At 71.0% G+C, this 25854-nt stretch carries 25 protein-coding genes; 8 read left to right on the top strand and 17 right to left on the bottom strand.

The window, feature by feature from the left end; all coding sequences use genetic code 11:
* Positions 1-183 precede the first annotated feature (183 nt).
* The 10 genes from JJ685_RS17115 to JJ685_RS17070 all read right to left on the bottom strand — a co-directional run bounded on the left by JJ685_RS17115 (position 184) and on the right by JJ685_RS17070 (position 10178).
* Positions 184-2064: a PAS domain-containing hybrid sensor histidine kinase/response regulator gene (locus JJ685_RS17115; protein ID WP_201675534.1), complete on the bottom strand. Its 1881-nt coding sequence runs from the start codon at positions 2062-2064 to the stop codon at positions 184-186.
* Between the two features lie 187 nt (positions 2065-2251).
* A complete protein-coding gene (locus JJ685_RS17110) occupies positions 2252-2572 on the bottom strand; it encodes a hypothetical protein (protein WP_201675533.1) in 321 nt (106 codons plus the stop codon).
* Between the two features lie 526 nt (positions 2573-3098).
* Entirely contained in the window at positions 3099-3614 is a 516-nt protein-coding gene (locus JJ685_RS17105) for a nucleoside 2-deoxyribosyltransferase (protein ID WP_201675822.1), read from the bottom strand.
* A gap of 36 nt (positions 3615-3650) precedes the next feature.
* Positions 3651-4139, bottom strand: coding sequence for a tetratricopeptide repeat protein (locus JJ685_RS17100; RefSeq protein WP_201675532.1), 489 nt, complete (start codon positions 4137-4139; stop codon positions 3651-3653).
* Between the two features lie 89 nt (positions 4140-4228).
* On the bottom strand, positions 4229-5236 hold the full coding sequence (locus tag JJ685_RS17095) for an MBL fold metallo-hydrolase (protein WP_201675531.1): 1008 nt from the start codon (positions 5234-5236) through the stop codon (positions 4229-4231).
* Between the two features lie 76 nt (positions 5237-5312).
* The gene (locus JJ685_RS17090) at positions 5313-5897 is read right to left on the bottom strand and encodes an SCO family protein (RefSeq protein WP_201675530.1); all 585 of its coding nucleotides are present in this window, start codon (positions 5895-5897) and stop codon (positions 5313-5315) included.
* A complete protein-coding gene (locus JJ685_RS17085; protein WP_330901801.1) occupies positions 5894-6676 on the bottom strand; it encodes a formylglycine-generating enzyme family protein in 783 nt (260 codons plus the stop codon). Before JJ685_RS17085 ends, JJ685_RS17090 begins: the two co-directional genes overlap by 4 nt.
* 20 nt (positions 6677-6696) lie before the next feature.
* A complete protein-coding gene (gene nirK / locus JJ685_RS17080) occupies positions 6697-8202 on the bottom strand; it encodes a copper-containing nitrite reductase (protein WP_201675529.1) in 1506 nt (501 codons plus the stop codon).
* A 163-nt stretch (positions 8203-8365) separates the two neighbouring features.
* Positions 8366-8905 carry a c-type cytochrome gene (locus tag JJ685_RS17075; protein WP_201675528.1) on the bottom strand — a complete coding sequence of 180 codons (540 nt, stop codon included), beginning with the start codon at positions 8903-8905 and terminating at the stop codon, positions 8366-8368.
* Positions 8906-8936: 31 nt separating this feature from the next.
* Entirely contained in the window at positions 8937-10178 is a 1242-nt protein-coding gene (locus tag JJ685_RS17070) for a PQQ-dependent sugar dehydrogenase (protein ID WP_201675527.1), read from the bottom strand.
* A gap of 128 nt (positions 10179-10306) precedes the next feature.
* On the opposite strand from JJ685_RS17070, the gene JJ685_RS17065 reads away from it, so the two are divergent.
* Together JJ685_RS17065 and JJ685_RS17060 are read left to right on the top strand one after the other, a co-directional pair.
* Positions 10307-11047 (top strand): glutathione S-transferase, encoded by a 741-nt coding sequence (locus tag JJ685_RS17065; RefSeq protein ID WP_201675526.1) that lies wholly within the window; start codon positions 10307-10309, stop codon positions 11045-11047.
* Positions 11044-11877 carry an aldo/keto reductase gene (locus tag JJ685_RS17060; RefSeq protein ID WP_201675525.1) on the top strand — a complete coding sequence of 278 codons (834 nt, stop codon included), beginning with the start codon at positions 11044-11046 and terminating at the stop codon, positions 11875-11877. The genes JJ685_RS17065 and JJ685_RS17060 overlap by 4 nt, the downstream gene beginning before the upstream one ends.
* Here JJ685_RS17060 and JJ685_RS17055 read toward each other — a convergent pair whose 3' ends face one another.
* Positions 11878-12339 (bottom strand): DUF2721 domain-containing protein, encoded by a 462-nt coding sequence (locus tag JJ685_RS17055; protein ID WP_201675524.1) that lies wholly within the window; start codon positions 12337-12339, stop codon positions 11878-11880.
* A 168-nt stretch (positions 12340-12507) separates the two neighbouring features.
* On the opposite strand from JJ685_RS17055, the gene JJ685_RS17050 reads away from it, so the two are divergent.
* Complete coding sequence (locus JJ685_RS17050; RefSeq protein WP_201675523.1) at positions 12508-13431, top strand: MBL fold metallo-hydrolase; 924 nt, start codon at positions 12508-12510, stop codon at positions 13429-13431.
* A gap of 26 nt (positions 13432-13457) precedes the next feature.
* Here the strand turns inward: JJ685_RS17050 and JJ685_RS17045 are convergent, their stop codons facing one another.
* The 3 genes from JJ685_RS17045 to JJ685_RS17035 all read right to left on the bottom strand — a co-directional run bounded on the left by JJ685_RS17045 (position 13458) and on the right by JJ685_RS17035 (position 15415).
* Positions 13458-13682, bottom strand: coding sequence for a hypothetical protein (locus JJ685_RS17045; RefSeq protein ID WP_201675522.1), 225 nt, complete (start codon positions 13680-13682; stop codon positions 13458-13460).
* Positions 13683-13684: 2 nt separating this feature from the next.
* Entirely contained in the window at positions 13685-14029 is a 345-nt protein-coding gene (locus JJ685_RS17040) for a hypothetical protein (RefSeq protein WP_201675521.1), read from the bottom strand.
* 105 nt (positions 14030-14134) lie between these two features.
* The gene (locus JJ685_RS17035) at positions 14135-15415 is read right to left on the bottom strand and encodes a lytic murein transglycosylase (RefSeq protein WP_201675520.1); all 1281 of its coding nucleotides are present in this window, start codon (positions 15413-15415) and stop codon (positions 14135-14137) included.
* Positions 15416-15588: 173 nt separating this feature from the next.
* Here JJ685_RS17035 and tssJ point away from each other — a divergent pair, with 173 nt between their 5' ends.
* From tssJ to tagF, 5 genes are all read left to right on the top strand, one after another.
* Complete coding sequence (gene tssJ / locus JJ685_RS17030; RefSeq protein ID WP_330901791.1) at positions 15589-16062, top strand: type VI secretion system lipoprotein TssJ; 474 nt, start codon at positions 15589-15591, stop codon at positions 16060-16062.
* An 82-nt stretch (positions 16063-16144) separates the two neighbouring features.
* Positions 16145-17479: a type VI secretion system baseplate subunit TssK gene (gene tssK / locus JJ685_RS17025; protein WP_201675519.1), complete on the top strand. Its 1335-nt coding sequence runs from the start codon at positions 16145-16147 to the stop codon at positions 17477-17479.
* 13 nt (positions 17480-17492) lie between these two features.
* Positions 17493-18818 (top strand): DotU family type VI secretion system protein, encoded by a 1326-nt coding sequence (locus JJ685_RS17020; RefSeq protein WP_201675518.1) that lies wholly within the window; start codon positions 17493-17495, stop codon positions 18816-18818.
* Complete coding sequence (tssM, locus tag JJ685_RS17015) at positions 18815-22381, top strand: type VI secretion system membrane subunit TssM (protein ID WP_201675517.1); 3567 nt, start codon at positions 18815-18817, stop codon at positions 22379-22381. The genes JJ685_RS17020 and tssM overlap by 4 nt, the downstream gene beginning before the upstream one ends.
* A 7-nt stretch (positions 22382-22388) precedes the next feature.
* On the top strand, positions 22389-23090 hold the full coding sequence (tagF, locus tag JJ685_RS17010; RefSeq protein ID WP_201675516.1) for a type VI secretion system-associated protein TagF: 702 nt from the start codon (positions 22389-22391) through the stop codon (positions 23088-23090).
* Between the two features lie 15 nt (positions 23091-23105).
* On the opposite strand, the gene JJ685_RS17005 is transcribed toward tagF, so the two are convergent.
* The 3 genes from JJ685_RS17005 to JJ685_RS16995 all read right to left on the bottom strand — a co-directional run bounded on the left by JJ685_RS17005 (position 23106) and on the right by JJ685_RS16995 (position 25850).
* Complete coding sequence (locus tag JJ685_RS17005; protein WP_201675515.1) at positions 23106-23780, bottom strand: c-type cytochrome; 675 nt, start codon at positions 23778-23780, stop codon at positions 23106-23108.
* A 26-nt stretch (positions 23781-23806) separates the two neighbouring features.
* Positions 23807-24991 carry a PQQ-dependent sugar dehydrogenase gene (locus JJ685_RS17000; RefSeq protein ID WP_201675514.1) on the bottom strand — a complete coding sequence of 395 codons (1185 nt, stop codon included), beginning with the start codon at positions 24989-24991 and terminating at the stop codon, positions 23807-23809.
* Positions 24992-25100: 109 nt separating this feature from the next.
* Positions 25101-25850 (bottom strand): PP2C family protein-serine/threonine phosphatase, encoded by a 750-nt coding sequence (locus tag JJ685_RS16995; RefSeq protein ID WP_201675513.1) that lies wholly within the window; start codon positions 25848-25850, stop codon positions 25101-25103.
* Positions 25851-25854: the final 4 nt, after the last annotated feature.

Raw genomic sequence — 25854 nt, 5'->3', positions numbered from 1 at the left:
AGCCGTCCCCCGCAACAAGCAGGTACGCGAGGGAAGCTGCCTGATCCGCGCGCGGCGCAGGACCAGGACGGGCCCACTGGCAACGAAGCGAGCCAGCACATGACCGAGCCAATTCGAACCCAGTGCGCTCTCCGCCGATAGCACCCCTCTCCCGCAATCGACGAAAAATCTTCCTTGTGCCGCCTACGCGCGCAGCTGCGCCAGCGCCTCCTGCAGCGCCTGCGCGCCCAGCGGCTTGACCAGGTGCAGGTCGAACCCGGCTTCCCGCGTGCGCTCCCGGTCGCTGGTCTGGCCCCAGCCGGTCAGCGCCACCAGCTTGACCGCGCCGCCTTCGGGCAGGGCCCGGATCCGGCGGGCGGCCTCCAGCCCGCCCATCACCGGCATCTCCAGGTCGAGGAAGGCCACCTGCGGCGCGAACTGCCGCACCCGCGCGATCGCCTCCACGCCGTTGCCAGCGGTCATCACTTCGTGCCCGTCCGCTTCCAGCAGCAGGGCGAGCGTCTCGGCGGCGTCCGCATTGTCGTCCGCGACCAGGATGCGGCAGGCGGCGGCCGGCAGCAGCTCCTGCGCGCGCGAGGAGGCGGCGGCGGGCGGGGCCACCCGCGGCAGCCGGACGCAGAAACGGCTGCCCTGGCCCGGCCCGTCGCTCTCCACGTGCACGGTGCCGCCGTGCAGCTCCACCAGGCTGTGCACCAGGGACAGGCCGATGCCCAGCCCGCCTTCCGCGTGCCGCTGGTGGTCGCGAACCTGCGAGAACAGCTCGAACACGTGGTCCTGCTGCTCCTTCGGGATGCCGAAGCCGGTGTCGCTGACGCGGACCAGCGCATGGTCGGGACGGGCCAGCACCTCCAGGCGGATGCGACCGCCCGGCGGCGTGTACTTGGCGGCATTGGACAACAGGTTGGAGAACACCTGCGCGAGCCGGTCCAGGTCGCCCTCCACGTGGCAGTCCTCGTCGCACAGGGAGATGTCCAGGCTGTGCCCCTTGCCGTCGATCGCCGCCTGCGTCGCCTCGACGCTGCGCGCCAGCACCTCGCGCATCGACACCACCTGCCGCTCGATGCGGACCTTGCCGGCGCCGATGCGGGCGATGTCCAGCAGGTCGTCCACCAGCCGCACCAGGTGATCGAGCTGGCGGTCCATCACCGCGAGGGTCCGCAGCGGCATCGGCTCGGGCGGCAGGCTGCGCCGCAGGATGTGCAGCCCGGTGCGGATCGGCGCCAGCGGGTTGCGCAGCTCGTGGGCGAGGGTCGCGAGGAATTCGTCCTTGCGGCGGTCGGCCTCCCTGAGGGCCTCCTCCGCCTGCTTGCGCTCGGTGACATCGAGCACGAACTCGACCACCTCGTCGCCGACGCGGCGCGCCGCGAACAGGCCCCACCAGCGCGTGCCGTCCTTGCGGATGTACTGCTTCTCGTAGGGCGTGGTCTCGCCCGCCGTCATGACCTGCTGCACCGCCCTGCGCGAGATCCGGTGGAATTCCGGCGGGGCCAGCTGCTGCCAGGTGAGGCCGATCGCCTCGTCGCGCGCGTAGCCGGACATCTCGAGGAAGCCGTCGTTGACGTCGACCAGCCTGAAATCCTGGCCCCAGAACAGCACGCCCACCGTCTGGATGCGGCGCACGCTGCCCAGCCTCTCCTCGACCTGGCGACGGTGGGTGATGTCGCTGAAGCGCACCGCGACCAGCGCCTGCGCGGGCTCGCCGATGCGGAAGGCATGCACGTCGAACCAGCGCCCGAGCGGCTCCGAGCGGTCGCTCATGCGGATGGACTGGCCGGTGCGCACCACGCTTCCGAGCACGCGCAGCCAGTGGTCGGCCTCGCGGGCGATCGGCAGCGCCCGCATGTTCCTGCCGATCACGTCCGCCATCCCGCTCTGCCGCTCGAAGCTGGGATTGGCCTTCAGGAACACGCCGTCGACCGGCTCGCCCCCGGGGTCCAGCAGCAGCCGGATGATGCAGAAGCCCTCGTCGGTGGCGTCGAACAGCGCCTGGTACTCGCTGCCGGACACGCTTGACTCGGCGGGCGGCTCCGCCTCGGCGGTCACGGGATACGCGTTCGGCTTCATGCCAGCTACTCGGCAGGGCGGGTACTTCTGCCAGCCACGTTGGCACGAACGGAAGGCCAACCTTGTAGGTGAAAAGTCCTGCCGCGTGTCCCACGGAAGGCGGTCGGCTTCTAGGGAAGATTGCACCGCCGGGCTGGCACCCGGCGTGCCGGCCCGGCGACGACGCGGGGCGGGCCTGGAGGCGAGTTCAGGCGATGGCGCCCGGCGCCGCGTTCTTCGCGCGCTCCTCCATCCGCTGCAGGACCGCGGAACTGGTGCTGGCGAAGCTGTCGAGCCATACGCCCGCCTCGCTGCCGGCTTCCTGGCGCAGGCGCTCGGCCAGCCAGCGAAGGTAGCGCAGCGAGGTCTGGCGGCCCTGCCACCAGGATTCGATGTAGTGGTCGGCGGCCTCGCGCGGCATCACGCGCTGGGCCCATTCCATCTGCGCGCCGTACGTGTGGCCGAACAGGCCCACGAAGACGCGGGATTCGGCGATGAAGTCTGCTTCCAGTTCACGACGGTCTGCCATGATTGCGCGCTCGTTCTTGTGCCGGGGCGAAAAGGGCGCCCCATCGAAAGTGCCATGCCGGTGAAGGCATGCAGGATTGGCACCTCCGATGGGGCATATTCGCTCTCCTGGTTTCCTTGCCTGCTCCACCGCCGGGGGGACCCGGCGCCGGAACGTAAAGATAAATGCAGGATGCGGGCCAGCTTCCGGGGCCATCCCCCCGCCGCCTGGGCGGCCACGGGTTTTCCTTGGGAAATCAAGGAGATGCGCTTGCCGAGGCGGGCCGAGATTGGAATCCTGGCCCTTTCCGGCCACGATTTGGTGGCTGGGCGGACCGCGGTTACTTCCCCAACAGTGGGGCTGCCGGGCCCAGCACCCCCCAGGCCCGGGGTCTTCCCCGGGGCCGGTCGAAAATCCCCCCGCCTGCTTCGTCGTGCAAGTGAAAGGAGAACGCCATGCGTTTCATGATCCTGGTGAAGGCCACGCGCGACAGCGAGGCCGGCGTGATGAGCGCCTGCGCTCGCAGCTCGCCGGCGACGCGGGCGGCTCAGGCGGGCGCTGAGCGCGCCTCGTGCAGGGCGGCCAGCGCGGCGCGCAGGTCGCCCACCACGATCCGGCAGGGCACGCCGAGCATCAGGTTGAGGGGCAGCCCGAACTCCTCCAGCTGCCAGCCGCTGGCGTCCACGTCGCCTTCGCCCGTCGCGTCCGGGTGGCGCTTGCGGATGCGGTGCGCGTAGCTGCCCGCCTCGGGCACGTAGCCGATCACCGGCTTGCCGCGGGCAACCGCGTAGCCGACCTCGAAGCAGGTGCCGCTGTCCGGCTCCGGCCCGCGGAAGAAGTCGAGGTTGGCGAGCACCGCGTCGCAGCGTTCAATGTGGGCGATGTTGGCGCCGTAGATGTGCGCGGCCAGCGCCTGCGGCGAGGGCAGGTCCCGCGGCAGCGATTCGGCCAGCGGGAACACGGCTTCGTAGCCGTGCTCCGCGCAGAGCGCCACGAGCTGGCGGCCATGGTCGGCGGCGTCGGGCCGGAACACGTCGGGCCCGGCGAGGTAGAGGCGGCGGATCGTCACGCGCGGATTGTGCGCCGCCGCCGCGGCGACTCAGGAACCGGTCGCCTGCTTCGTCTTCTTGTAGTCGTTGATCTTGGCCTTGAGGTCCGTGTATTCCTCGCAGGGGAGGAAGCACAGCTTGTCGAGCACCTTCAGCTCCCCCTCGGCCCGCGGCAGGTCGTTCATCTGCAGGTAGGCCTCGCCCAGGTATTCGCGCGCGCCGCGGTGCTTCGGATTGATCTTGAGGGCCTTGTCGTAGGCGTCGAGCGCGGGCTCGATGCTGCCGGTGAGGCGGTGCGCGTGGCCGAGCTGGGTCCACGCGTCGGCATCCTCGGGCTTGCGCTTGATGTAGGCATCCATGCGCACCACCACCTGCTGCCAGTCCTTGCGCTGGACGGCGTCCATGCCCGCCACGTAGTCGGGGTCCGTGTTCTTGACCCGGGGGGGCATCTCGTCGCCACCCCCGCCGCCGGCGCCGAAGGCCGCCAGGGACAGGGCCAGGGCCGCGCTGCCAAGGAGCGCCGTCACCGAATACTTCATGTCAGCACCTCGCGTCGCGGGGGATCCGCGCCGCGCACAGCTTAGTGCGCGCCCGCCGCGGCGGTCGAGACCCTTTTGTGATTGCGGATTCAGCAGCCCGCCGTGCACTTGCCGCCGGCGTCGAACTCCATCGTCCGGCCCGACAGCGGAATGTGCACCGGCACCTTCACCGCCTTGGCGAAGGCCTCGGTCTTGCTGCCCGGGCGCACCTTGCCGCCGACGGTGCCGACTTCGTTGGCATGCGAGGCGATCACGGAGGCGGGCTTGACCAGTTCGTTGATCACATAGGCGGCCTCGACCGGCCCGGTGGTGAAGCCGTCGCCGATGTTCATCACGGCGAGCTTCGCCTGGTAGTGGTTGCGCACCACCAGTTCCTGGTCGGCGGTGATGCCGGTGTCGCCGGACAGGTAGGCGGCGAGGCCGTTGCTGAAGCGCAGCACGTAGCCGGTGGCCAGGCCCACGTCGCCGGCGATGCCGGCCTCCTTCATCGCCTTGCCCAGCTCGCCGCCGATGTAGTCGGGATCGAGTCCGTTGCTGTGCAGCGCCTGCACGGTCGCGATGCGCACGCCGCCGACCGTGACGCTGCCGCCGAAGCGCGCCAGGATCGAGTCGGCCGGATTGCCGCCGTTGGCGCGCAGCTTGGCGGCGAAGAAGGCCGGCATCTCGCTGCCGGTGACGATCTTCGACTTCTTCGCCAGTGCGATGTTGACGGCGCTGGAATTGGGCAGCGCCGACACGGACACGTCCGGCTGCGCGCAGGTGCCCGAGTTCGGCGCCTTGTTGTGCGCGTTGCCCACGTGGTCGCCGTGCATGTGGCTCACGAGGACGATGTCGATCTTGCCCAGGCGGGGATCGGTGGCGCCGGCGACCGTGCGGCCCGGGTCGTAGAGGATGCGCGTGCCGTTCGGGTCCTCGAACACGAGGGCGCGGTCCTGCGGGCAGAACTCGCCGTCGATGCCGCCCAGGGGCGTCACCTTCACGGCCTGGGAGGGCGTTGGCGCCGGGGACGGGGCTTGCGCCTGGGGCTGCGCGAACAGCGGCAAGGCCAGCGCGGTCCCCAGGGCAGCGGCGGCTGCGATCCAGCTCGGACGGGGCATCGCGATCCTCCTTCGGCTTGCGGGAGGCCGGAGCCTAGCCTTGCGCGCCGCCGCGCGCCTCGGGGTTCTTCCTAGGTCAGCCGCGTGGCGGCATCTTGCGCAGTGCGGCGACGACCGCCTTGTCGACCTCGCCCATCTTGCCGGTCTTGGCGACGATGCGGCCCCGCGGGTCGAGCACGGTGATCGTGCTGGAGTGGTTGAACTCGCCGTCGGCGAGGTTGCGGTACTGGATGCCCAGCACCGCCGCGACCTTGCGCGCCGTCGCCTCGCTGCAGCGCGCGAGCGTCCAGCGGCTGTCGCAGTCGTGCTGCTGCGCCGTCTTCTTGAGCACGGCGATGGTGTCGCGCGCGGGGTCGAAGCTGACCATCAGCACCCGCACCGCATCGCGCTCGCGCGCGGGCAGCGCCTGCAGGTTGGCGCGCACGGTCTCGAAGATCATGGGGCAGACCATGCTGCACCCGGTGTAGAACATGCTCGCGAGCACCGGCGCGCCCTGCAGCGAGGCGAGCGTCAGCGCCCGGCCGTCCTGGTCTTCCAGCTTCGCGTCGAGGCGGTAGATCGAGTCGGCAGGGAGTTCGGCAGCCTGCAGGAGGGAGGGAAATGCGGCCAGGGCCGCGAGCGAAAGCAGCGCCTCGCGGCGCCGCGGGAGGGTATTCGTCATGGCGTACTTTCCAGGTCCCGCACGCAGCGGAAGCCGAGAGTGCCGGTCGTGTCGGCGCCGCTGAGCGAGGACAGCAGCGCGATGCGCATCAGCACCGCGTAGCTGTCGCGGTCGATGATGTTGAGGGCACCGGCGCCGCAGAACTTGAGCTTGTCGGGGTCGCCCTGGGTGCGGCTGTCGCCGGCGATGAACAGGGCATTGAAATCGTCGACCCATTCCCACACCGCGCCGTGCAGGTCGCGCACGCCGTAGGCGTTGGGCGCGCCGCCCACGGCGGGCAGGATCGCGGGGGTGGTCTGTTCGTACCAGGAGAGGATCTTGCGCTGCCAGGCCGGGTCGCGGCGCGCATCGGCGCGCGTGGCGTCGGCGGCCGCGGCGTACTCCCATTCCAGCCAGGTCGGCAGCCGGCCGCCTTCCGCTTCGCAGAAGGCGCCGGCGGCGAACCAGCTGACATCGGTCACGGGCGACTGCGCCGGGACCGAAGCCCCCGGTTGCAGCGGCGTCGCCCACTTCGACAGGTAGCGCGCATCGGCCATCACCTTCGCCGCGCGGCCGCGCTGCCACTCGGGATGCGTGGCCACGAAGCGGGCGAACTCGCCGGCGGTGACCGGCGTGGTCCGCATCGCGAAGGGCTTGACGTCCACCGGCGTCGAGGCCGTCGGCGACGATCCCTGCGGCAGCACGCTCTCGAAACGGCCACCCGGCAGCATGACGTACTCCGCCGCCGGGGCCGCCGTGCAGGCGGCGAGGGCGATGACGGCGAGCAGGCGTTTCACGATGCGCTCTCCTGTCTGCTCTCTCAGTGCTCGGCCTGGGCCTTGGCGCCGGGGGTGCGGACCTTCTTCACGTCTTCGGTCGAGACGCTGCCGCCCGGGTTGCCCCAGCTGTTCAGGACGTAGGTCAGGATGTTCGCCACCTCGTCGTCATTGAGCTGGTTCATCGGGGGCATCACCGAGTTGTAGTCCTTGCCGTTCACCGTCACCTTGCCGGAGAGGCCGTTCAGCACCACGTTCACCAGCTTCTTGGCGTCGCCGAGGAAGTCGGACTTGGCCAGGGGCGGGAACACGCCGGGGAGGCCTTCGCCGTTGGCCTGGTGGCACACGGAGCAGGTGCCCGCGAACAGCTGCTGGCCGGCCTTGATCTGGTCCTGCAGCGTCAGCTTGCCGGCGGCGGCGTTCTGCGTGGCGGTCGTCACGGCGGCGAGGTTGGGGTTGGCCCGGTCGCCGAGGTAGACGGAGTCCACTTCCTTGCCGGAGTAGATCGTCTTGTCTTCCTTGCCGTCGATCTTCAGGATGCCCAGCGCGCCCTTGTTGAAGGCCCGGAAGATGGAGTGGTCCACCAGCACGTAGCTGCCGGGCACGGTCGCCTTGAAGGTCGCGACCGCGGAGCCGCCGGCCGGGATCAGCGTGGTCTGCACGTTCTTCTGCACGTTGCTGCCGCCCTCGAAGCGGACCTCGTCGAACACGGCGCCGATCACGTGGAAGCTGGAGACCAGGTTCGGGCCGCCGTTGCCGACGAACAGGCGCACGGTTTCACCGACATTGGCCTTGATCGCCTTGTCGCCGGTCAGCGCACCTTCCGCGCCGTTGAACAGCACGTAGGTGGGCTTCTCGTCGATGGCCTTCTCCATGTCGAAGGGCTGGTGGCCCTTCTCGCGGTACTTGCCGGTCGTGTAGAAGTCGCCCTGCATGATGTAGTACTCGCGGTCGACCTTCGGCAGGCCCTGCGGCGGCTCCACCAGGATCAGGCCGTACATGCCGTTGGCCACGTGCATGCCGACCGGCGCGGTGGCGCAGTGGTAGACGTAGATGCCTTCGTTGAGTGCCTTGAACGTGAACTGCGATTCGTGGCCGGGCGCGGTGAAGCTGGAGGCGGCGCCGCCGCCGGGGCCGGTCACGTTGTGCAGGTCGATGTTGTGGGGCATCTTGCTGCTCGGGTGGTTCTTCAGGTGGAATTCCACCGTATCGCCCTGGCGCACGCGGATGAAGCTGCCGGGCACGGAACCGCCGAAGGTCCAGAACGTGTAGTTCACGCCCTCGGAGATCTGCATCGTCTTCTCGACCACCTCGAGGTCGACGATGACCTTGGCCGGGTACTTGCGGTTGATCGGGGGCGGGACGTGCGGCGGGCTGGTGAGCACGGCCTTGATCGGCGCGCCCTGGGGCGGGCCGAAGTCGCCGGCCACCTTGGCAGCGGCGGGCGCCTTGGGAGCGGCCAGGGACAGGAGGGGCGCGCACAGGGCCGCGGCGATGGCGAGTACCTGCGTGGCGCGGATCAGACCAGCGATCTGGGTTCGGGCGGTCATCTTGGTTCCTTGAATTCGATGCCTAAGGTGCATCTGGGGTACACCTTATCCCTCGGGATTCGGGAAAACCTTGATGGACATCAACTGCCGTGCAGGCTTAGGCGCTCGCGCGACAAGTGCCGTGCAGTCGGCGACAAAGGATTGGGCACCGCCGCAACAGTGACTATTCCAGTCCTGCCAGGTACTCCGCCAGGATGTCGACGTCGCCCGGCTTGAGGCGCTGCGCCGCCGACGTCATGTTGCCGTCCATGTCGAAGCGCGTTCCGGCCAGGAAGCCGCGCAGCTGGACGCGCAGGTACTCCGCCTGCTGCCCGGCGAGCCGCGGGATGTGCTGCTGCCCTTTCAGCGCCGGGCCGTGGCAGACCACGCAGTTGTAGTCCTCGGCCAGCCGGCGGCCGGCGGCGGCGACGTTCTCCGCCGGCTTCGTCGCCGGCGCGGCATGGGCCTGGGCGGCGAAGAACTTGCCCAGGGCGCTGATCTCCGGATTGGTAAGCGGCGCGGCGATGGGCGACATCAGCGGGTCGCCGCGCCGCTTCTCGCGGAACATGATCAGCTGGGTGGCGATGAACTGCGCCGGCTGGCCCGCCAACGAGGGCACCGCGGGATTCACGGAGTTGCCGTTGGGCCCGTGGCAGGCGAAACAGGTCTGGGGATCGACCTCGGCGCGGGCGGCCGCCACCGCCGCCGCGCCGAGTACTGCCACTGCCAGGCAACGCGCCGCGCGGGCGCGCGCCTCACTTCGCATAGCTGATGCGATAGATTACCCCGTTGTAGTCGTCGGAGACCAGCAGCGAGCCGTCGCGCATCTGCAGCACGTCCACCGGGCGGCCCCACATCGGCGGGTCGGCCTTGGCGTCCTGCAGGAAACCCTCGAGGAAGGGCGTCATCTTCACGCCGCCCTTGCCGTCCACCTGCACGCGCATCACGTTGTAGCCCTGCTTCGTGGTGCGGTTCCAGGAGCCGTGCATCGCGATGAAGATGTTGTCGCGGTAGTCGGCCGGGAACATCCCGCCGGTGTAGAAGCGCATCCCGAGCGGCGCGATGTGGCTGCCGAGCTTGGCCGCCGGCTTGTCGAATTCGGCGCAGGAGCGGTTGCCGCCGAACTCCGGATCGGTGAAGTCGCCCTGGTGGCAGAACGGATAGCCGAAGTGCATGCCCTTGCGCGAGACCCGGTGCAGCGTGTCGGCCGGCGTGTCGTCGTCCACCCAGTCGCGGGCGTGGTTGGTGAACCAGAGCTCCTTCGTCTTCGGGTGGAAGTCCATGCCGACGGAGTTGCGCACGCCCGAAGCGACCGTTTCCAGCGTGCCCGTCCTCGGGTCGACCCGCATCACCGTGGCCTGCATGTAGCTGGGCATCACGATGTTGCCCGGCGCGCCGATGTTGAAGTACAGCTTGTTGTCCGGCCCCATCGCCAGGTACTTCCAGAAGTGCCCCGGCTGGTTGGTGGGATCGAGGTTGTCGACGACGACCTTGGCCTCGGGCGGGTTGTCGAGCCGGTCCTCGATGCCGTCGTAGCGGGTGATGCGATGGCGCTCGGCGACATAGAGCGTGCCCTTGCTGAAGACGATGCCGTTGGGCGACTTCAGGCCGCTCAGGACCTTCTTCACCTCGCGCTTGCCGCCGCGGTCGGTGATCGCGTAGACGTCGGTGAGGTTGCGGTTGCTCGCGAAGACCGTGCCCTTGTCGCCCAGCGCGAGCGAACGCGCCTCGGGCACGCCGTCGGCCCAGACGTCGACCTTGAAGCCGGGGGGGACCTTCAGCTTGTCCACCGGAAGCTCGCTCGCGGGCCGGCCGGTAAGGATGGGGGCGAAGGGATGCAGCGGCGACTTCTCCTGCGCGGCCGAGCGGCCCTGCTGCCACGAGGGCGGCGGCTTGCCATCCGATGGCGCCGGCGAAGCGGCTGGCTGGGCTTGCAGGGCGCCCGCGGCCAGAAGGCCGAGCCAGGCGATGGCCACGAGGGGTGCGGAGGAGCGCATGGAGGTCTTTCGTTGATGTGGAGTGGGAAAGACAGACGGCGGTCGAGCCTCGGCGTTGTGCCATCCGCACCAGGAGCCGTCAAGAGAACTCGCCCTGAAGGAACTGCGCGGCCTCCCTATAGTGGCGAATGGCTTATGAACTCCACTATTGGCCCGGCATCCCGGGGCGCGGCGAATTCGTGCGGCTCGCGCTCGAAGCGGCCGCGGCGGACTACGTCGACGTCTGCCGCGGCGATGAGCAGCAGGGGCTCGGCGTGCCCGCCATGCTGCATTGGCTGGAAGACCCGTCGGTGCCGCGCCCGCCCTTCGCCTGCCCCTTCCTCGTCGACGGACGCACCGTGGTGGACCAGACCGCAGCGATCCTGCTCTACCTCGGTCCGCGCCTGGGCCTCGTGCCGCAACGCGAGCAAGACCGGCTCTGGGCCCACCAGATCCAGCTCACCGTCGCCGACCTCGTGCAGGAGGCGCACAACACGCACCACCCGATCGCGGGCGGCCTCTACTACGAGGAGCAGAAGCCCGAGGCGCTGCGCCGCGCCGCGGACTTCCGCCGCGAACGCCTGCCGAAGTTCCTGGGCTGGTTCGAGGCCGTGCTGGCGCGCAACGCCGGCAATGCGCGGCGCGAACTCCCCCGGCTCGTGGGAGGGCGGCTGAGCTACGTCGACCTCTCGCTGTTCCAGCTGGTCGACGGCCTGCTGTATGCCTTTCCGAAGGCGACACGCCGCGCGCTCAAGAAGACGCCGCACGTCGCCGCCGTGCACGCGGGCGTGCCGCGGCTGCGCCGCCTCGCGGCCTACCTCGCGAGCGAGCGCCGGCTGGCCTTCAACGAGCAAGGCATCTTCCGCCACTACCCGGAGCTCGACGCATGAAACGCATCACCCTGCCTTGCGGCGAATCGGTCCCCGCCCTGGGCCAGGGCACCTGGAACCTCGGCGACGCGCCGCGCCTGCGCGCCGGGGAGATCGCTTCGCTGCGCCGCGGCCTCGATCTCGGCCTCACGCTCGTCGACACCGCCGAGATGTACGGCGACGGTCGCTCCGAGGAACTGGTGGGCGAGGCGATCGCGGGGCGGCGCGACGAGGTCTTCCTCGTGAGCAAGGTCTACCCGTACAACGCCTCGCGCCGCGCGATGCGGCGGTCCTGCGAGGCCAGCCTGCGGCGGCTGCGCGTGGACACGATCGACCTCTACCTGCTGCACTGGCCGGGCGAAGTGCCGCTGGCCGAGACGGTGGAAGCCTTCGAGGCGCTGCGCCGCGAGGGCAAGATCCGGCACTGGGGCGTCAGCAACTTCGACCCGGAGGGGATGCGGGAGCTGGAGTCCACGCCCGGCGGCGCCGCGGCGCAGGCCGACCAGGTCCTCTACAACCTCGGCCGGCGCGGCATCGAATGGGACCTGCTGCCCGGGCTGCGCACGCGCGGCGTGCCGGTGATGGCGTACTCGCCGCTGGAGCAGGCGCGGCTGCTGCGCACGCGACCGCTGGCGACGTTCGCGCGCCAGCATGGAATGACGCCGGCGCAGGTCTGCATTGCCTGGCTGCTGGCTCAGGACGGCGTCATCGCGATCCCGAAGACGGGCCAGCGCGAACGGTTGGAGGAGAACGCCGGCGCGCTGGAACGGCCGCTGTCGGCGGCGCAGCTGGAAGAACTCGATCGCCTGCTCCCGCCGCCGGAGGGGCCGACGCCCCTGGCGATGCTGTAGCTAGGAGCCCCCGGGCACCTGCGGCAGGCGGAAGTTGAGCACCTGCGTCGCCAGCAGCGTCTCCGCGAGGAAGCACAGCAGCGCCAGCAGGAAGAATGCGATCCCCAGCAGGAAGCCCGCGACCGCCCACCCGCTCACGCGCAGCGAGGCGGTCTCGCCGAGGAACAGCAGGATGATCGTCACGCCGATCAGGACGGCGCAGGCCGTGAGCAGCGCGATGCATCCGTTGGCCAGGCGCCCGCGCAGGCGCAGCCCGCCCAGTTCGCGTCCCGCCCGGGCCACGAAGTCGGCGTCGCTGGAGGCCAGCGCGCGCTGTTCGAGCTGGCGGCCGTAGTCGATGATGCGCCCCAGCCGGCCCGCGACGGCCCCGATCATTCCGGAAACGGCCGTCAGCAGGAACACCGGTGCGACGGCGAGCTGGATGCCATGCGTGATGCTGGCGCTGTCGAAGGGCGAGGGCATGGCGTGGATTATCGCGGCCGCATCCCGCCCCCTCGAACGCGCGGGGAAGGACGGGGCGGCCTCGGGTCAGGACCCCTTTTCGCCCGCAGGCCTTTCTGCCATGATCCGCGCGCTTTCGGCGCTGCAGCCGAAGGAACTCGGCAATGGCGCCGCACCAGGAGGACCGTCATGCAACGAACGCTAGCCTGCCTTCTCTTCGCACTGCCGCTGCTCGCCGCGGCGCAAGCCCAGGCGCCGCAGCCGCCCGCGGCCCCCGCGGCCCCCCCGGCCGCGCAGCCCGCCCGACCCGCCATCGCCGTCACCAAGGTGGAAGGCACCGAGAACGTCTACATCTTCCGCAACCAGAACCACCAGTCGATCTTCGTCGTCACGCCCGCGGGCGTGATCGCGACCGACCCGGTCGCCTACGGGCGGCCCACCGGCGGCCAGCAGTACGTCGACGCGATCCGCAGCGTGACCAGCCAGCCGATCCGCTACCTCGTCTACAGCCACCACCACTTCGACCACATCGCCGGCGGCAAGGCGTTCAAGGATGCGGGCGCCACCATCGTCGCGCACAAGCGCGTGCGCGAGCGGCTCACGCCGATCAACGACCCGCACACGCCCCTGCCCGACGAGGTCTTCGGCGACGAGGGCCGCACGCTCTCGCTGGGGGGCACCACGCTGGAACTGAAGTACCTCGGCGCCAACCACTCCGATACCAACATCGTGATGCTGCTGCCACGCGAGAAGCTCGCCTTCATCGTCGACACCATCCCGGTGGCGCAGGTGCCCGGCCGCGGCATGATCGACTTCTATCCGGTCGAAGCCGAGGAGTTCATCCGCAAGGCGATGGCGCTGGACTGGGACCGCTTCATTCCCGGCCACCCCGGCCCCGGCGACCGGCTCGGCACCAAGAAGGACGCGGCGGACCAGCTGGAGCTGCTGCAGAAGGCCTCGGCCGAGATCAAGAAGATGGCGCAGGAAGGCAAGTGCTGGGACACGGCCGAGAAGGAATTCAAGCTGCCCGGCTACGAGAACTGGCCGGGGTACGCCAACAACATCCAGTTCATCGCGCGCCGGTACTGCGGCTACTGGGGCCGCGGGACCTGAAGCCGCCGCTCCGCGCCGCGCCGCCCTCAGTGCTCCAGTGCGTGGTGCGCCTCGATGGCCGCCTTCGCCTCCTCGATGGCGGCCAATTGCAGCTTCTTGCTGCCCCACACGGGGCGGCCGACGTAGCTGCTGACCGCCGTCACGCGCTTCACCACGCGGCCCTCGCAGCGGATCGTGTAGCTGCCGTGCCGGTCCGCTTCGATCTCGTAGGCCGGGCCGGTTCCACCCTTGCTGACGTACGTCACCCTCATGCTCACACGGGAGCCACGGTCTCGGCCCCGATCGACCGGAGGCAGCGCCGGTGCAGTCCTTCCACGGCGGCCAGGTGCTCCTGCAGCGCCGCCAGCAGCGTCACGGAGCGGCCGCCCAGCGCCTGCAGCAGTCTGGCACGCGACACCAGCACCTCGACCCAGCCCACCGACAGCTTGGGCAGCGAGGCGCCGAGGATCCGCAGGTCGCCGAATTCCTGCTGCAGGCGGCGGAACAGCTCCGCGTCGAACCAGCTGTCCGCCAGCGTGCGCAGGTCCATCTCGTACTTCTCGAGGGCCGCCGCGAGCTTGAAGGTCACCACGCGGGCGGAGAACTCCTTGATGTGCATAACTCCCAATCCTGATTTGCGGCCCGAATGTAGGCCAACAATCGCGGCCGTTCGCGTCAGAAACGTGCGGTTACCGCACGGGATGTAAGCGAGGCAGGAGAGCGATCAACGTCCCGCCACGGGACACGCCGCGGCTTCGGTGCGCGCCTCGCGCAGGGCGGCGAGCAGCTTGCTGCCCGCGCGGCCGGTGGGCGGCCAGCCGAGCCGCTCCTCCTCGGCCCGGATCGCGGCGCCCGTGCGCGGGCCCTCGGAGCCGTCCACCCGCATCTCGCAGTGGCCGCGATCCAGCAGCAGTTGCTGCAGCTCGCGGAACTGCACCCGCGACAGCCCCGGGTCGTCGGTCGGCCAGGCGGCCTGCGGCGGCGGCAGGCCACGCAGGGCGTCGGACAGGAGGCCGATGGCCAGCGCATAGGTATCGGCGCGGTTGTAGCGCCAGATGGCCTGGTAGTTGGGCGTGACCAGCCAGGCCGGCCCCGGCGCGCCGGCGGGCATCAGCAGGGCCGCCGGGGTGGATCCGTCCACGTGGCCCGCCGCGGGATCCGGCTGCAGCAGCGGCGAGCCGTCGATGCGGGTCACGCCCGCATCGCTCCACGCCTGGGCGCTGCGGCACTTGCCCGACGGGGCGGCGCTCGCCAGGCAGCCGTGTTCGCTCTGCGCCGCGCCGGCCTGCGCGAGGGCCTCGGGCACGCGAACCTCGACGCCCCAGCGCTGCCCGTCGGCCCAGCCCATGCTGCGCAGGTAGCGCGCCGTGGTGGCCAGCGCGTCGGGCACGCTGTGCACGATGTCGGAGCTGCCGGAGCCGTCGCCGTCCGCCATGTGCTGGCGGAAGGTGCCGGGCATGAACTGCGTCATGCCGAAGGCGCCGGCCCAGGAGCCGTTGAAATCCTCCTGCCGCACCACGCCTTCCTGCAGCAGCCACAGGGCGTCGAAGAAATGCTGCTTGCGCTCGCGGCTGCCGAGGTTGAGGCAGGCGCGGCTGAGCGTCGCGTCGACCACCGGGTAGCGGCCGCGGACGTGCCCGTAGTCGGTCTCGATGCCGAAGACCGCCACCGCCACCGCGGGTTCGACCCGGTGGGTGCGGGCGATACCTTCGAGGGCCGCGGCTTCCAGTTGCAGCAGCGCGCGTCCTTCCTCGATGCGCTGGGCGTCCACCCGGCGCGCGAGATAGTCCCAGATGGGGATCTGGAATTCCGGCTGGGCGCGCGTCGCGTTCTCGATCACCGGCCGCAGGTCCTGCGCGTCGCGGGTATAGGTCTCGAAGGTCTGCGCCGACACGTCGCGGTGCGCGGGCAGGTCCTTGCGCAGGGCCGCCACGCAGGCGGACAGCGGTGAGCCCGCTTCCTGCGAAGCCGCGGGCAGCGCGCTGCACGCCAACGCCGCGCACATCCAGCCTACCCACCGTATTGCGCCCATGGCCCAGTGTAGGACCGCCCGCTGCGCACGAGCTTGCGCAGCCCTGCCGCACGCGGGGAGAACCCGGTCGCGCCGATTACCTAAGTCACGAGGCTCGCGCGCGGCCTGTGACTATCCTGACCCCAGCAGACGGGAGGAACGGCACCGTGAGAATCTTCGTCTTCCAGCGCGCCGCGGCGGCGGGCATGGTCCTGGCGCTCGCCGCCTGCGCCAGCGCGCCGCCCAAGCCGGCGCAGGTCGCCGGCACCATCGAGGCTTCGGCGCAGCTCAATCCCAGCAGCAGCCAGCGGCCCTCGCCCCTGCTGCTGCGCGTGTACGAGCTGAAGACGGCCGCGGCCTTCAACAGCGCCGACTTCATGTCGCTCTACCAGCGCGACAAGGCAGAGCTCGGCGCCGACCTGCTGGCGAAGGAAGAGTTCATGCTCGCGCCCGGCGAATCGAAGAAGTTCGCCAAGACGCTGGCGCCCGACACGCGCTTCCTCGGCGTGGTGGCGGCCTTCCGCGACGTCGAGCACGCCCGCTGGCGCAGCATCGTGCCGGTGCAGCCGGGGCAGATGCACAACGTGGTGATCAAGGCCGGCCAGCTCTCGGTGGAGGCGGCGCTCGCCGGCGGCAGATGAGCGCCGCCCGGCCGCCCGAAGGCGCGAACGCCCCCCCGGCGGGCAGCGCAGCCCACGAAGTGACGACCTCGGGGGCACTGCGATGAGCCTGCACAGCCGCGTCCTGTGGTCGCAGGGCATGTTCCTGCTGCCGCACCATTTCCAGCAGGAGGCCCGGCACGTGGAATACGAGGCCGACATGCGCCTGCGCGCCACCGGGCCGCACGCGTGGGGCTTCTTCGAGCTGGCGCTCGACGAAGGCCTGCTCGCCGTGGGCCGCGTGGGCATCAGCCGCGCCGCCGGCCTCCTCCCCGATGGCACGCCTTTCTCGGTGCCGCAGCACGACGCGCCGCCAGTGCCGCTGGAGATCCCCGCCGACATGAAGGGCGAGATGGTGCTGCTGGCCGTGCCGCTGGCGCGCGAGGGCGTCACGCAGGTGCGCTACGACGACGCCGGCGCGCCCGACTTGTGCCGCTGGCGCGCCACCAGCGAGGAACTGCGCGACCACACCAACGCCGCCGACGAGCCCGAGCCGGTGCAGACCGGCGCGCTGGAACTGCGGCTGCTGCGCGCGAAGGAGGCCACCGATGCCCACGCCCTGCTGGGCGTCGCGCGCGTCCTGGAACGCCGCAGCGACGGGCAGGTGGTGGTCGACCGCGGCTACATCGCGCCGCAGACCCGCATCGATGCGAGCCAGCAGCTGTCCGCGCACGCCTCGCTGCTGCACGGCCTGGTCCGCCAGCGGGCGCGCGCACTGGCCGCGCGCATGGGGCAGTCGAGCCACGGCGTGTCGGAGATGGCGGACTTCCTGATGCTGCAGGCGCTCAACCGCGCCGAGCCGGTGTTCCGCCAGCACGCACTGGCGCCGACCACGTCGCCACAGGCGCTGCACCTCGCCTGCCTCGCCCTGGCGGGCGAGCTGTCCACCTTCACGGGCGAGGGACGCTGCCCCGCGGAACATCCGCTGTACCGCCACGACGACCTGCAGGCCACCTTCACGCCGGTGATCGCCGACCTGCGCCGCATGCTGTCGACGGTGCTCGAACGCAACGCCGTGCAGATCGACCTGGCCGAGCGCAACCACGGCGTGCGCATGGCGGTCTTTCCCGACCCGGAGCTCGCGCGCAGCGCCCTGTTCGTGCTCGCCGCCAACGCGCAGATGCCGGCGGAGCAGCTGCGCACGCGCTTCCCGGCGCAGTCCAAGCTCGGGCCGCCGGAACGCCTGCGCGACCTCGTGAACCTGGCCCTCCCCGGCCTCGCGCTGCGCTCCCTGCCGACGGCGCCGCGCCAGCTGCCCTTCCATGCCGGCTTCCACTACTTCGAGATCGACCGCGGCGGCGAGCTGTGGAAGCAGATCGAGCGCGGCGGCAGCCTGGCCATGCACGTGGCGGGCGACTTCCCGGGCCTCGACCTCGAACTGTGGGCGATCCGCCAGTAGGGAGCCGCGCGCCATGGACAGCTTCGCGGTCAGGGACCCCTTCGCCGACTTCGACGACAAGGACCGCACCTTCGTCAAGCCCAACCCGGGAGGACAGGCCGCGGCCCCCGCGCGCCTTCCGGACCCCGCGGCCGGCCCGCTGCCCGAGGAAACGCCCTCGGACCACGGGCTCAACCCCCTGCTGGCGCTCGCCAACCGGCTGCTGCTGGTGGTTCCGCAGCTGCGCGCCACGCGCGCGGTGGACGACGTGGAGGCGCTGCGCAATGCGCTCGCGCAGGGGATCCGCGACTTCGCGGCGCAGGCCGCCGCCCAGGGCATCGCACCGGAGCGCGTGATGGCGGCGCGCTACGTGCTGTGCACCATGATCGACGAGGCCGCGGCCGGCACGCCCTGGGGCGGGCAGGGTGTGTGGGCCCGGCACACCCTGCTCACGATGTTCCACAACGAGACGGAGGGCGGCGAAAAGGTGTTCCAGCTGATGGCGCGGCTGGCCGAGAAGCCCGACGCCCACCGCGACCTGCTGGAACTGATCTACGCCGCGCTCACGCTGGGCTTCGAGGGCCGCTACCGCGTGGTCGACAACGGCCGCGCGCAGCTTGAAGCCGTGCGGGACAGGCTCGCGCAGATCCTGCGGCAGCAGCGCGGCGACTTCCCGCGCGCGCTGGCGCAGCACTGGGCCGGGCAGGCCGTGCGCCGCGGCAAGGCGCTGGACTGGCTCCCGCTCGCGGCCACTGCCGCGGGCTCCCTGCTGCTGCTGGTGGCCTGCTATCTCGCCTTCGCGTTCTCGCTCGGCAACCGGTCCGATCCCGTGTTCGGGCAGATCCAGGGGCTGCGCCTGATGCCGCCGGTGGTGGCCGCGCCGCTGCCCGCGCCCAGGCCGCGGCTCGCGCAGTTCCTGCAGTCGGACATCAAGGCCGGCCTGGTCGCGGTGCGCGACGAGGTGGACCGCAGCGTGGTCACGCTGCGCGGCGACGGCTCCTTCGCTGCCGGCAGCGCCACGCTGCTGTCGGACCGCGAGGCGCTGATGGGCCGCATCGCCGACGCGCTGGCGCAGGTGAGCGGCGCCGTGCTGGTCACCGGCCACACCGACAACCAGCCGATCGCGCGCACGGCCCGCTTCCCCTCCAACTGGCACCTGTCGGAGGAACGCGCCCGCACCGTGCGCGAGCTGCTGGTGGCCCGCAAGGTGGCGCCCGAGCGCATCCGCGCCGAAGGGCGGGCCGACGCGGAACCGCTGGTGGCCAACGACACGCCCGGCAACCGCGCGCTGAACCGCCGGGTCGAGATCACGCTCGTGGTCGGCCGCGACGGCAGCCCGCCCACGGCGCCCGCGAAATGATCAAGAAGCTGCTCGGACTGGTGTTCAACCGCTGGCTGCTGCTGGCCCTGGTGCTGCTCGCCCTGGGGGTGGCGATCTGGATCGTCGGCCCGCTGGTCGCGATCGCCGAGCGGCGCCCGCTGGAGACGGAATCGGCGCGCTGGATCGCCATCGCCTCGCTGGGCGTGCTGGTGGTCGCGCTGGTGGCGTGGAAGCGCTGGCGCGCCGGGCGCGGCAACGCCGCCGTCGTGAACCAGCTGCTGGCGGCCGCGCCGGCCGGCGAGCGCGCGGAAGCCGAGAGCGCGGACCTGAAGGCGGTGCGCCAGCGTTTCGAGCAGGCCATGGGCGCGCTGCAGCGGGCGCGCTTCGGCCGCGGCGGCGTGCTTTCCGGCTGGGCGGCGCGGCTGCGCGGCCGCTATCTCTACGAGCTGCCCTGGTACCTGATCGTCGGTGCGCCGGGCTCGGGCAAGACGACCGCCCTGCACAACTGCGGACTGAACTTCCCGCTGGCCGGCAACGGGGGCGAACAGGCGCTGCGCGGCGTGGGCGGCACGCGCAACTGCGACTGGTGGTTCACCGACCAGGCCGTGCTGATCGACACGGCCGGCCGCTTCGTGACGCAGGACAGCGACCGCGAGAACGACCGCGCCACCTGGGGCGGCTTCCTCGCCCTGCTGCGCCGCGCGCGGCCGCGCCAGCCGCTCAACGGCGTGCTGGTCACGGTGTCGGCCAGCGACCTGCTGGCCCGCGACGCCGGCGCGCGCGCGCACTACGCGGCCACCGTGCGCGAGCGCCTGAACGAACTGCACGAGCACCTCGCGATCCGCTTCCCGGTCTACGTGCTGGTCACCAAGTCGGACCTGCTGGCCGGCTTCGTGGACTACTTCGCGACCATCGACAAGGAACAGCGCGCCACCCCCTGGGGGGCGACCTTCCCGCTGCAGCAGGCCGGCCAGGCGCCGGGGCGCTTCGGCCCCGAGTTCGACGCGCTGCTGCAAAGGCTGTCCGACGGGCTGATCGAGCGGCTGCAGGGCGAGCGCGACCCGCGCGCCCGCGCGCGCATCTACGGCTTCCCCAGCCAGTTCGCCGCCCTGCGCGGCGCCCTGCAGGAGTTCCTGGAGGCGGCGTTCGCCCCTTCCACCTACGAACCCGAGAGCCTGCTGCGCGGCTTCTACTTCATCAGCGGCACGCAGGAAGGCACGCCGATCGACCGCGTGCTGGGCTCCATCGCGCGCAGCTACCGACTCGAACGCGCCGTGCTCGCGCCCAACCGGGCGAGCGGCAAGAGCTATTTCCTGAACCGGCTCATGGGCGAGGTGGTGTTCGCCGAGCAGGGCCTGGCCGGCACCAACCTCAAGTGGGAGCGCCGCCGGCGCTGGCTGGCCGCGGGCGCCTATGCCGCCATCGGCGTCCTCACCGTGGGCACGCTGGGCGCGTGGACCTTCAGCTACGTCAACAACCGGCGCTACGTCGACCTGGTGGCGGGCCGGGCCGAGCGCGTGCGCCAGCTGGTGCAGGAAACGCCCAACCGCGCCACGCCCGACCTGCAGCCGCTGCTGCCGGCGCTCGCGGCGACGCGCAGCCTCGCCGGCGGCCAGGACCACGTGCCCTGGACGCTGGGCAGCGGCCTCTACCAGGGCCGCAAGCTCGAGAGCGCCGCGCACCGCGCCTACGAGCGCATGCTGGTCGACGCCGTGCTGCCCCGCATCGGCCTGCGCATCGAGGAGCAGCTGCGTCTGGCCGGCGCGGCGATGGACAGCCAGTACGAGGCGCTCAAGGCCTACCTGATGCTGCACGACATCCAGCACTTCGACGCCGAGGCGCTGAAGGCCTACGTGGAGGCGGACTGGGACGCGCAGTTCGGCCGCTCGCTGGACCCGCAGCAGCGCGCGGAGCTCACCGCCCACCTCGATGCGCTGCTGGCGCAGGGCCCCGCCGTCTCCTCGCTGCCGGAGGACCGCACGCTGGTGGAGTTCCACCGCGCGCGGCTCGCGAGCGTGCAGCTGCCGCTGCGCATCTACCAGCGCATGCGCCATCGCGGCCTGGGCAGCGAGTTCCCCGAGTTCACCGCGGTGAAGGTGGCGGGCAACAACGCGGCCCTGGTGTTCCAGCGCGCCAGCGGCCTGCCGCTCACCAAGGGCGTTCCGGGCCTCTTCACCTACGACGGCTACCACCGCGGCTTCCAGAAGGAGGTCACCCGCGTCACCCGCCAGCTCGCCGACGAACAGGGCTGGGTGCTCGGGGTGGCGGCGACGCCGCAGGACCCGGCCGCGGCGGTTGTCGCCAGCGACCAGCTGCTCGACGACGTGCGCCGCATCTACCTCAACGAGTACTCCACGGTGTGGCAGGCCTTCGTCGCCGACGTGCGGCTGCAGCCCATGCCGGGCCTGCCGCAGGCCGTCCAGATGGCGCGCCTGCTGTCGGCGCCGGACAGCCCGCTGCCGCCGCTCATGAAGGCCATGTCGCGCGAGACCACCTTGCTGGCGGCCGGCGGCCGCAACGTGATCGAGAAGGGCACCGACACGGCCACCGACGCCCTCAAGAAGGGCCGCAAGGCGCTGTCGGACCTGCTCGCGCAGCGCAAGACCGAAAGCGGCCCGCGCATCGAAGCCATCGTCGACGACCGCTTCGCCGCGCTGCGCCGGTTCGTCACCGCGCCGGAAGGGGGCAAGGCGCCCCTCGACGACACGATCGCGCTGATCGGCGAGGTGCACGTGCTGCTCAACGCGGTGGACAGCGCGGTGAAGGGCGGTGCGGCGCCGCCGCCTTCGCCGCTGCCGAACAGGGTGAAGTCGGAGGCGGCGCGCATGCCCGAGCCGGTGCGCTCCATGCTGGACAACCTGTCGCAGAACAGCGGCCAGGTGGCGCAGCTGCTGGTGCGGCAGAACCTCGGGCAGGAGGTGCGATCGCAGGTGGGCGAGTTCTGCCAGCAGGCGGTGGCGGGGCGCTACCCGCTGGACCGCGCCTCCGGGCGCGACGCCACCCAGGCGGACTTCGCGCTCCTGTTCGGCCCCGGCGGCAAGATCGACCAGCTGTTCCAGCAGAAGCTGGCCGCCTACGTGGACACGAGCGCGCGGCCCTGGAAGTTCCGCACCGTGGAGGGCATCCCGCTCGGCGCCGACAACGGCTCGCTGCCGCAGTTCCAGCGCGCGCAGGCGATCCGCGAGACCTTCTTCCCGGCCGGCAACGCGCCCTCGCTGCGCCTGCAGTTCAAGCCGGTGGAGATGGACGCCAGCCTGCGCCAGTTCATCCTCGACGTCGACGGCCAGGTCGTGCAGTACGACCACGGCCCGCAGATCCCCACCACCGTGCAGTGGCCGGGCCCGCGCGGCAGCATGCAGGTGCGCGTGCAGGTGAACCCGCCCTCCACCGGCAGCACCTTCGGCGCCGTGTTCGAGGGACCCTGGGCGCTGCTGCGCCTGTTCGACCGCGTGAAGATCGAGCCCGGCAGCGTGCCGGAGCGCTTCCGCGCCACCTTCGACGTCGACGGCCGCAAGGCGGTCTTCGAGGTGACCGCCAACAGCGTGCGCAACCCCTTCCGCCTGCGCGAGCTGAGCGACTTCGCCTGTCCCACCGGACTCTGAGACGGCCATGTCGCCCCCGCCCTCCTTCGACGCCGTGCCGGGTTGGTACGGCAAGCTGTCCATGCTCGGCGACTTCGCCCACCGGCGCCTGCCGCCCGAATGGCTGCGCGCCTGCGAGGCCTGGCTGGCGCAGGCGATGCCGGGCGCACGGGCCGCGCTCGGCGACCATTGGCTGGCGGTGTACCTCAACGCGCCGCTGCTGCGCTTCGGCTGGGCCCCGGGGGTGGTCGACCGGCGCTGGTGGTTCGGCCTGCTGATGCCCAGCTGCGACGCCGTGGGCCGCTACTACCCGCTGCTGATCGCGCACCCGCGCGACCAGGCGCCGCGCGATCGCATCGCGCTGGACCACCTGGATCGCTGGTTCGAACACCTCGCCCAGGCGGCCGTGCAGACGCTGGACGACCGCGGCGGCTCGGTCGATGCGCTGGAATCCGCGCTGCAGGCGGCGCCGGCCTGGCCCACGCCGGGGCGCGCGAGCGCGCTCGCGACGGAGGGGCAGGAGCCGACGACACGCTACCGCCTGGGCCGGGCGGCGCCCCTGTCGGACTGGCTGCAGGCGGTCGCGGCGCAGGAATTCGCGGCGCGGCTGGCCGGCTGCACCCTGTGGTGGCGCCTGACGCCGGAGGGCAGCCAGGACGCGCTGGAGATCATGCGCGGGCTGCCGGACGGCCCCGAGTTCGCCCGCCTGCTCACGGGCAGCCCGCGCTGAAGCGCGAGCGCGGCGCTACTTGCCCGCCGCCTTGGGCGCCGCGACGGAAAACCGCGCCGCGTAGTAGGCCAGGGTGTCCAGGTCGGCCACCGGGATCTGGCTCACCGCGGCGGGCATCGCCTGCGTGTACGCCGGACGCGCGCCGGACTGGAAGCCACGCAAGGTCATGCGAAGGTAGTCCTCGTGCTGGCCCGCGATGCGCGGCACCTGCTGGCCACCCTCCAGTTCGGCGCCGTGACAGAACAGGCACTTGTGCTGCTGCGCCAGCGCCCTGCCCTTCTCCATGCGGGCCGCGTCGGGCGGCGCGACGGGCGGCGGGGCAGGCACGGGCGGCAAGGTGCCAATGAAGTCCGAGAAACCGCGCAGGTCGTCGTCGGTCAGCGTCTTCGCGATGACGGCCATGGTGTCGGCGCCACGCCGCCCTTCGCGGAACAGGAACAGTTGCGTGATCGCGTACAGCGAAGGCTGGCCCGCCAGCACCGGGATGAGCGGCGGCTCGTTGCGCCCGTTGGCGCCATGGCAGGCGGCGCACTGCGTCGCGAAGCGTTGCGCGTAGTTGGTGGAAGCGGCCGGGGCCTTGGCGGCGGCCGCTGCCGGCGCGCTCGCCGCCGTGCCCGGCTTCCTCGGGGATTGCTGCCCGCCGGCCGGCGGCGCGCCCAGCGCCGCGGCCAGCAACACCGCGCCGGACATCCAGACTGCAATGCCGGCGTTCGCCACTATTTGCCGTAGCTGATGCGGTAGATGGCGCCGGCGTGGTCGTCGCTCACCAGCAGCGACCCGTCCTTCAGGATCAGGAAGTCCACCGGACGACCCAGGTAGCTGTTGTTCTCGACGAAGCCCGTCATGAACGGCTCGACCCGGACACCGCCCTTGCCGTCCTTGAAGGCGACGGAGACGTCGGCGTACTTCTTGGTGCGGTTCCACGGGCCGTGGCGGGCGATGAACATCGCGCCCTGGTACTTGGCCGGGAACATCTTGCCGGTGTAGAACTTCAGCCCCAGCGAACCCGCGTGCGGCCCGAGCAGCGCGGCGGGCTTGGCGTAGTCGTCGCACGACTTGCCCCAGCCGAATTCGGGATCGGGGATGTTGCCCTGGTGGCAGTACGGGTAGCCGAAGTGCTGCTTGCCGGGCTGCGTGATGTGGTTCAGTTCGTCGTTGGGCAACTCTTCGCTGAACCAGTCGCGGCCGTTGTCGGTGAACCAGATCGTGCCGTCCTTGGGATCGAAGTCGAAGCCCACCGTGTTGCGCACGCCCGAGGCGATGGTCTGCAGGTCGGAGCCGTCGAGCTTGATGCTGTAGAGCTTGGCCCACTCGCCCGGATCGCAGATGTTGCACGGTGCACCGACTTCGTAGTACAGCCTTTCGTCCTTGATGCGCAGGTACTTCCAGCTGTGGTCGCCGCCGCCGGGCAGCTTGTCGTAGATCACCTTCGGTTCGCCGAGATTGTCGAGTTTTCCGTCCACGTTGTCGTAGCGCATGATCTTCGTGTTGGTGGCGACGAAGAGCGAGCCCTTGTAGTACTCGATGCCGGCGGCCATCGGCATCTTGTCGATGATCACCTTGGCCTCGCGCTTGCCGCTTTCGGGGATCGCGTAGACCTTGTTGCCCACGAACAGCGTGCTGACGAAGATGGTGTTGTTCGGTCCCTGGCGCAATCCGCGCGCGTCCAGTACGCCGGAAGCCCAGGTCTCGACCTTGAAGCCGGGCGGCAGCTTGAACTTCGAGGTGGGCAGCTTGTCGGGTGCCGTGGGAATCGGGAACGCCGGCACCGGCGCCATCTTCATCGCCGTCTCCGACTTCGGGCGCCCTTTGGCCCAGCCCGGCTCCTCCGCCGGCGTCTGCTGCGCCAGCACCGGCAACCCCATACAGCAAATCGTCGCAAGCGCGATCACGTGCTTCATGACCTGTCTCCTGATGGTAGGGTTATGGGAATGCGGAGGCATTGAAGCGCAACAGACCGCCCGCGAGACAGGACTGTTTCCACTGGTTTCATCCAGCCGGGCCGTGGTCTCAGGCGAGCTGGCCGACCCAGGCTGCGATCGCGCTGAAGTTGTCCTGCCGCGGCTGCGCCAGCGACTCGATCGCGCCCTGCATCGTCGCCAGCCATTCCTCCGGGTTGTCCGCATCGGCCAGGCTGCCCAGGATGGCGGCCTCGTTCAGCGCGCCCCACCAGCCGTCGCTGCACAGGAGGAAGGCGTCGCCCGGCTCCAGCTGCACCGCGCTGCGCTGCGTGTGCGGCTCGAGTTCGCCGGCGACGCCGAGCGCGGCGACGAGCTGGTTCCTGTACGGGTGCACCAGCGCCTGCTGCGCCGTCAGCAGGCCGGCGTCCACCATGCGCTGCACCACGCTGTCGTCGGAAGTGAGCTGGCGCAGCGCCCCGCGCCGCACGACGTAGAGGCGCGAGTCGCCCACGTGGGTCCACAGGGCGCGGCCGGAGCCGGCGTCGATCCACAGGACCACCAGCGTCGTGTGCATGCCGCGGGGACCGGCGCCCGATTCCTGCGCGTCCAGCACGCAGCGGTGCGTAGCGAGCACCGCCTGCGTCAGCGCCTCGGGATCGAAGGCCCCGTCGCAGGCCCGCAGGGCCTCCTGCAGGTGCTCCACGGCACAGTGCGCCGCCTCGGCGCCGCCGCGGTGACCGCCGGCGCCGTCGGCGAGCACGGCGATCCAGCGCGGGCCCGCGCGGCAGACCGCGACCCGGTCCTCGTTCGTGCTGCGCTGGCCGCGTTCGCTGCGGCTGGCGACGGCGATCTCCACCATCGGC

Origin of the sequence: Ramlibacter monticola, from assembly GCF_016722785.1 — a bacterium.
Lineage (GTDB): Bacteria > Pseudomonadota > Gammaproteobacteria > Burkholderiales > Burkholderiaceae_C > Ramlibacter > Ramlibacter monticola.
The sequence above is the reverse complement of the archived record's forward strand: the minus strand, read 5'-3'. Positions and strand labels throughout refer to the sequence as shown.

Excerpts from the sequence above, each read along its gene's own strand:
- JJ685_RS17070 (WP_201675527.1), bottom strand. The coding sequence starts at position 10,178 with ATGCGCTCCTCCGCACCCCTCGTGGCCATCGCCTGGCTCGGCCTTCTG.
- nirK (WP_201675529.1), bottom strand. The coding sequence starts at position 8,202 with ATGACCGCCCGAACCCAGATCGCTGGTCTGATCCGCGCCACGCAGGTA.
- JJ685_RS17060 (WP_201675525.1), top strand. The coding sequence starts at position 11,044 with ATGAAACGCATCACCCTGCCTTGCGGCGAATCGGTCCCCGCCCTGGGC.
- JJ685_RS17090 (WP_201675530.1), bottom strand. The coding sequence starts at position 5,897 with ATGACGAATACCCTCCCGCGGCGCCGCGAGGCGCTGCTTTCGCTCGCG.
- JJ685_RS17100 (WP_201675532.1), bottom strand. The coding sequence starts at position 4,139 with ATGAAGTATTCGGTGACGGCGCTCCTTGGCAGCGCGGCCCTGGCCCTG.
- tssK (WP_201675519.1), top strand. The coding sequence starts at position 16,145 with ATGAGCCTGCACAGCCGCGTCCTGTGGTCGCAGGGCATGTTCCTGCTG.
- tssM (WP_201675517.1), top strand. The coding sequence starts at position 18,815 with ATGATCAAGAAGCTGCTCGGACTGGTGTTCAACCGCTGGCTGCTGCTG.
- JJ685_RS17000 (WP_201675514.1), bottom strand. The coding sequence starts at position 24,991 with ATGAAGCACGTGATCGCGCTTGCGACGATTTGCTGTATGGGGTTGCCG.
- JJ685_RS17035 (WP_201675520.1), bottom strand. The coding sequence starts at position 15,415 with ATGTGCGCGGCGTTGGCGTGCAGCGCGCTGCCCGCGGCTTCGCAGGAA.
- JJ685_RS17040 (WP_201675521.1), bottom strand. The coding sequence starts at position 14,029 with ATGCACATCAAGGAGTTCTCCGCCCGCGTGGTGACCTTCAAGCTCGCG.
- JJ685_RS16995 (WP_201675513.1), bottom strand. The coding sequence starts at position 25,850 with ATGGTGGAGATCGCCGTCGCCAGCCGCAGCGAACGCGGCCAGCGCAGC.
- JJ685_RS17110 (WP_201675533.1), bottom strand. The coding sequence starts at position 2,572 with ATGGCAGACCGTCGTGAACTGGAAGCAGACTTCATCGCCGAATCCCGC.
- JJ685_RS17095 (WP_201675531.1), bottom strand. The coding sequence starts at position 5,236 with ATGCCCCGTCCGAGCTGGATCGCAGCCGCCGCTGCCCTGGGGACCGCG.
- JJ685_RS17050 (WP_201675523.1), top strand. The coding sequence starts at position 12,508 with ATGCAACGAACGCTAGCCTGCCTTCTCTTCGCACTGCCGCTGCTCGCC.
- tagF (WP_201675516.1), top strand. The coding sequence starts at position 22,389 with ATGTCGCCCCCGCCCTCCTTCGACGCCGTGCCGGGTTGGTACGGCAAG.
- JJ685_RS17045 (WP_201675522.1), bottom strand. The coding sequence starts at position 13,682 with ATGAGGGTGACGTACGTCAGCAAGGGTGGAACCGGCCCGGCCTACGAG.
- JJ685_RS17055 (WP_201675524.1), bottom strand. The coding sequence starts at position 12,339 with ATGCCCTCGCCCTTCGACAGCGCCAGCATCACGCATGGCATCCAGCTC.
- JJ685_RS17020 (WP_201675518.1), top strand. The coding sequence starts at position 17,493 with ATGGACAGCTTCGCGGTCAGGGACCCCTTCGCCGACTTCGACGACAAG.
- JJ685_RS17115 (WP_201675534.1), bottom strand. The coding sequence starts at position 2,064 with ATGAAGCCGAACGCGTATCCCGTGACCGCCGAGGCGGAGCCGCCCGCC.
- JJ685_RS17065 (WP_201675526.1), top strand. The coding sequence starts at position 10,307 with ATGGCTTATGAACTCCACTATTGGCCCGGCATCCCGGGGCGCGGCGAA.
- JJ685_RS17005 (WP_201675515.1), bottom strand. The coding sequence starts at position 23,780 with ATGTCCGGCGCGGTGTTGCTGGCCGCGGCGCTGGGCGCGCCGCCGGCC.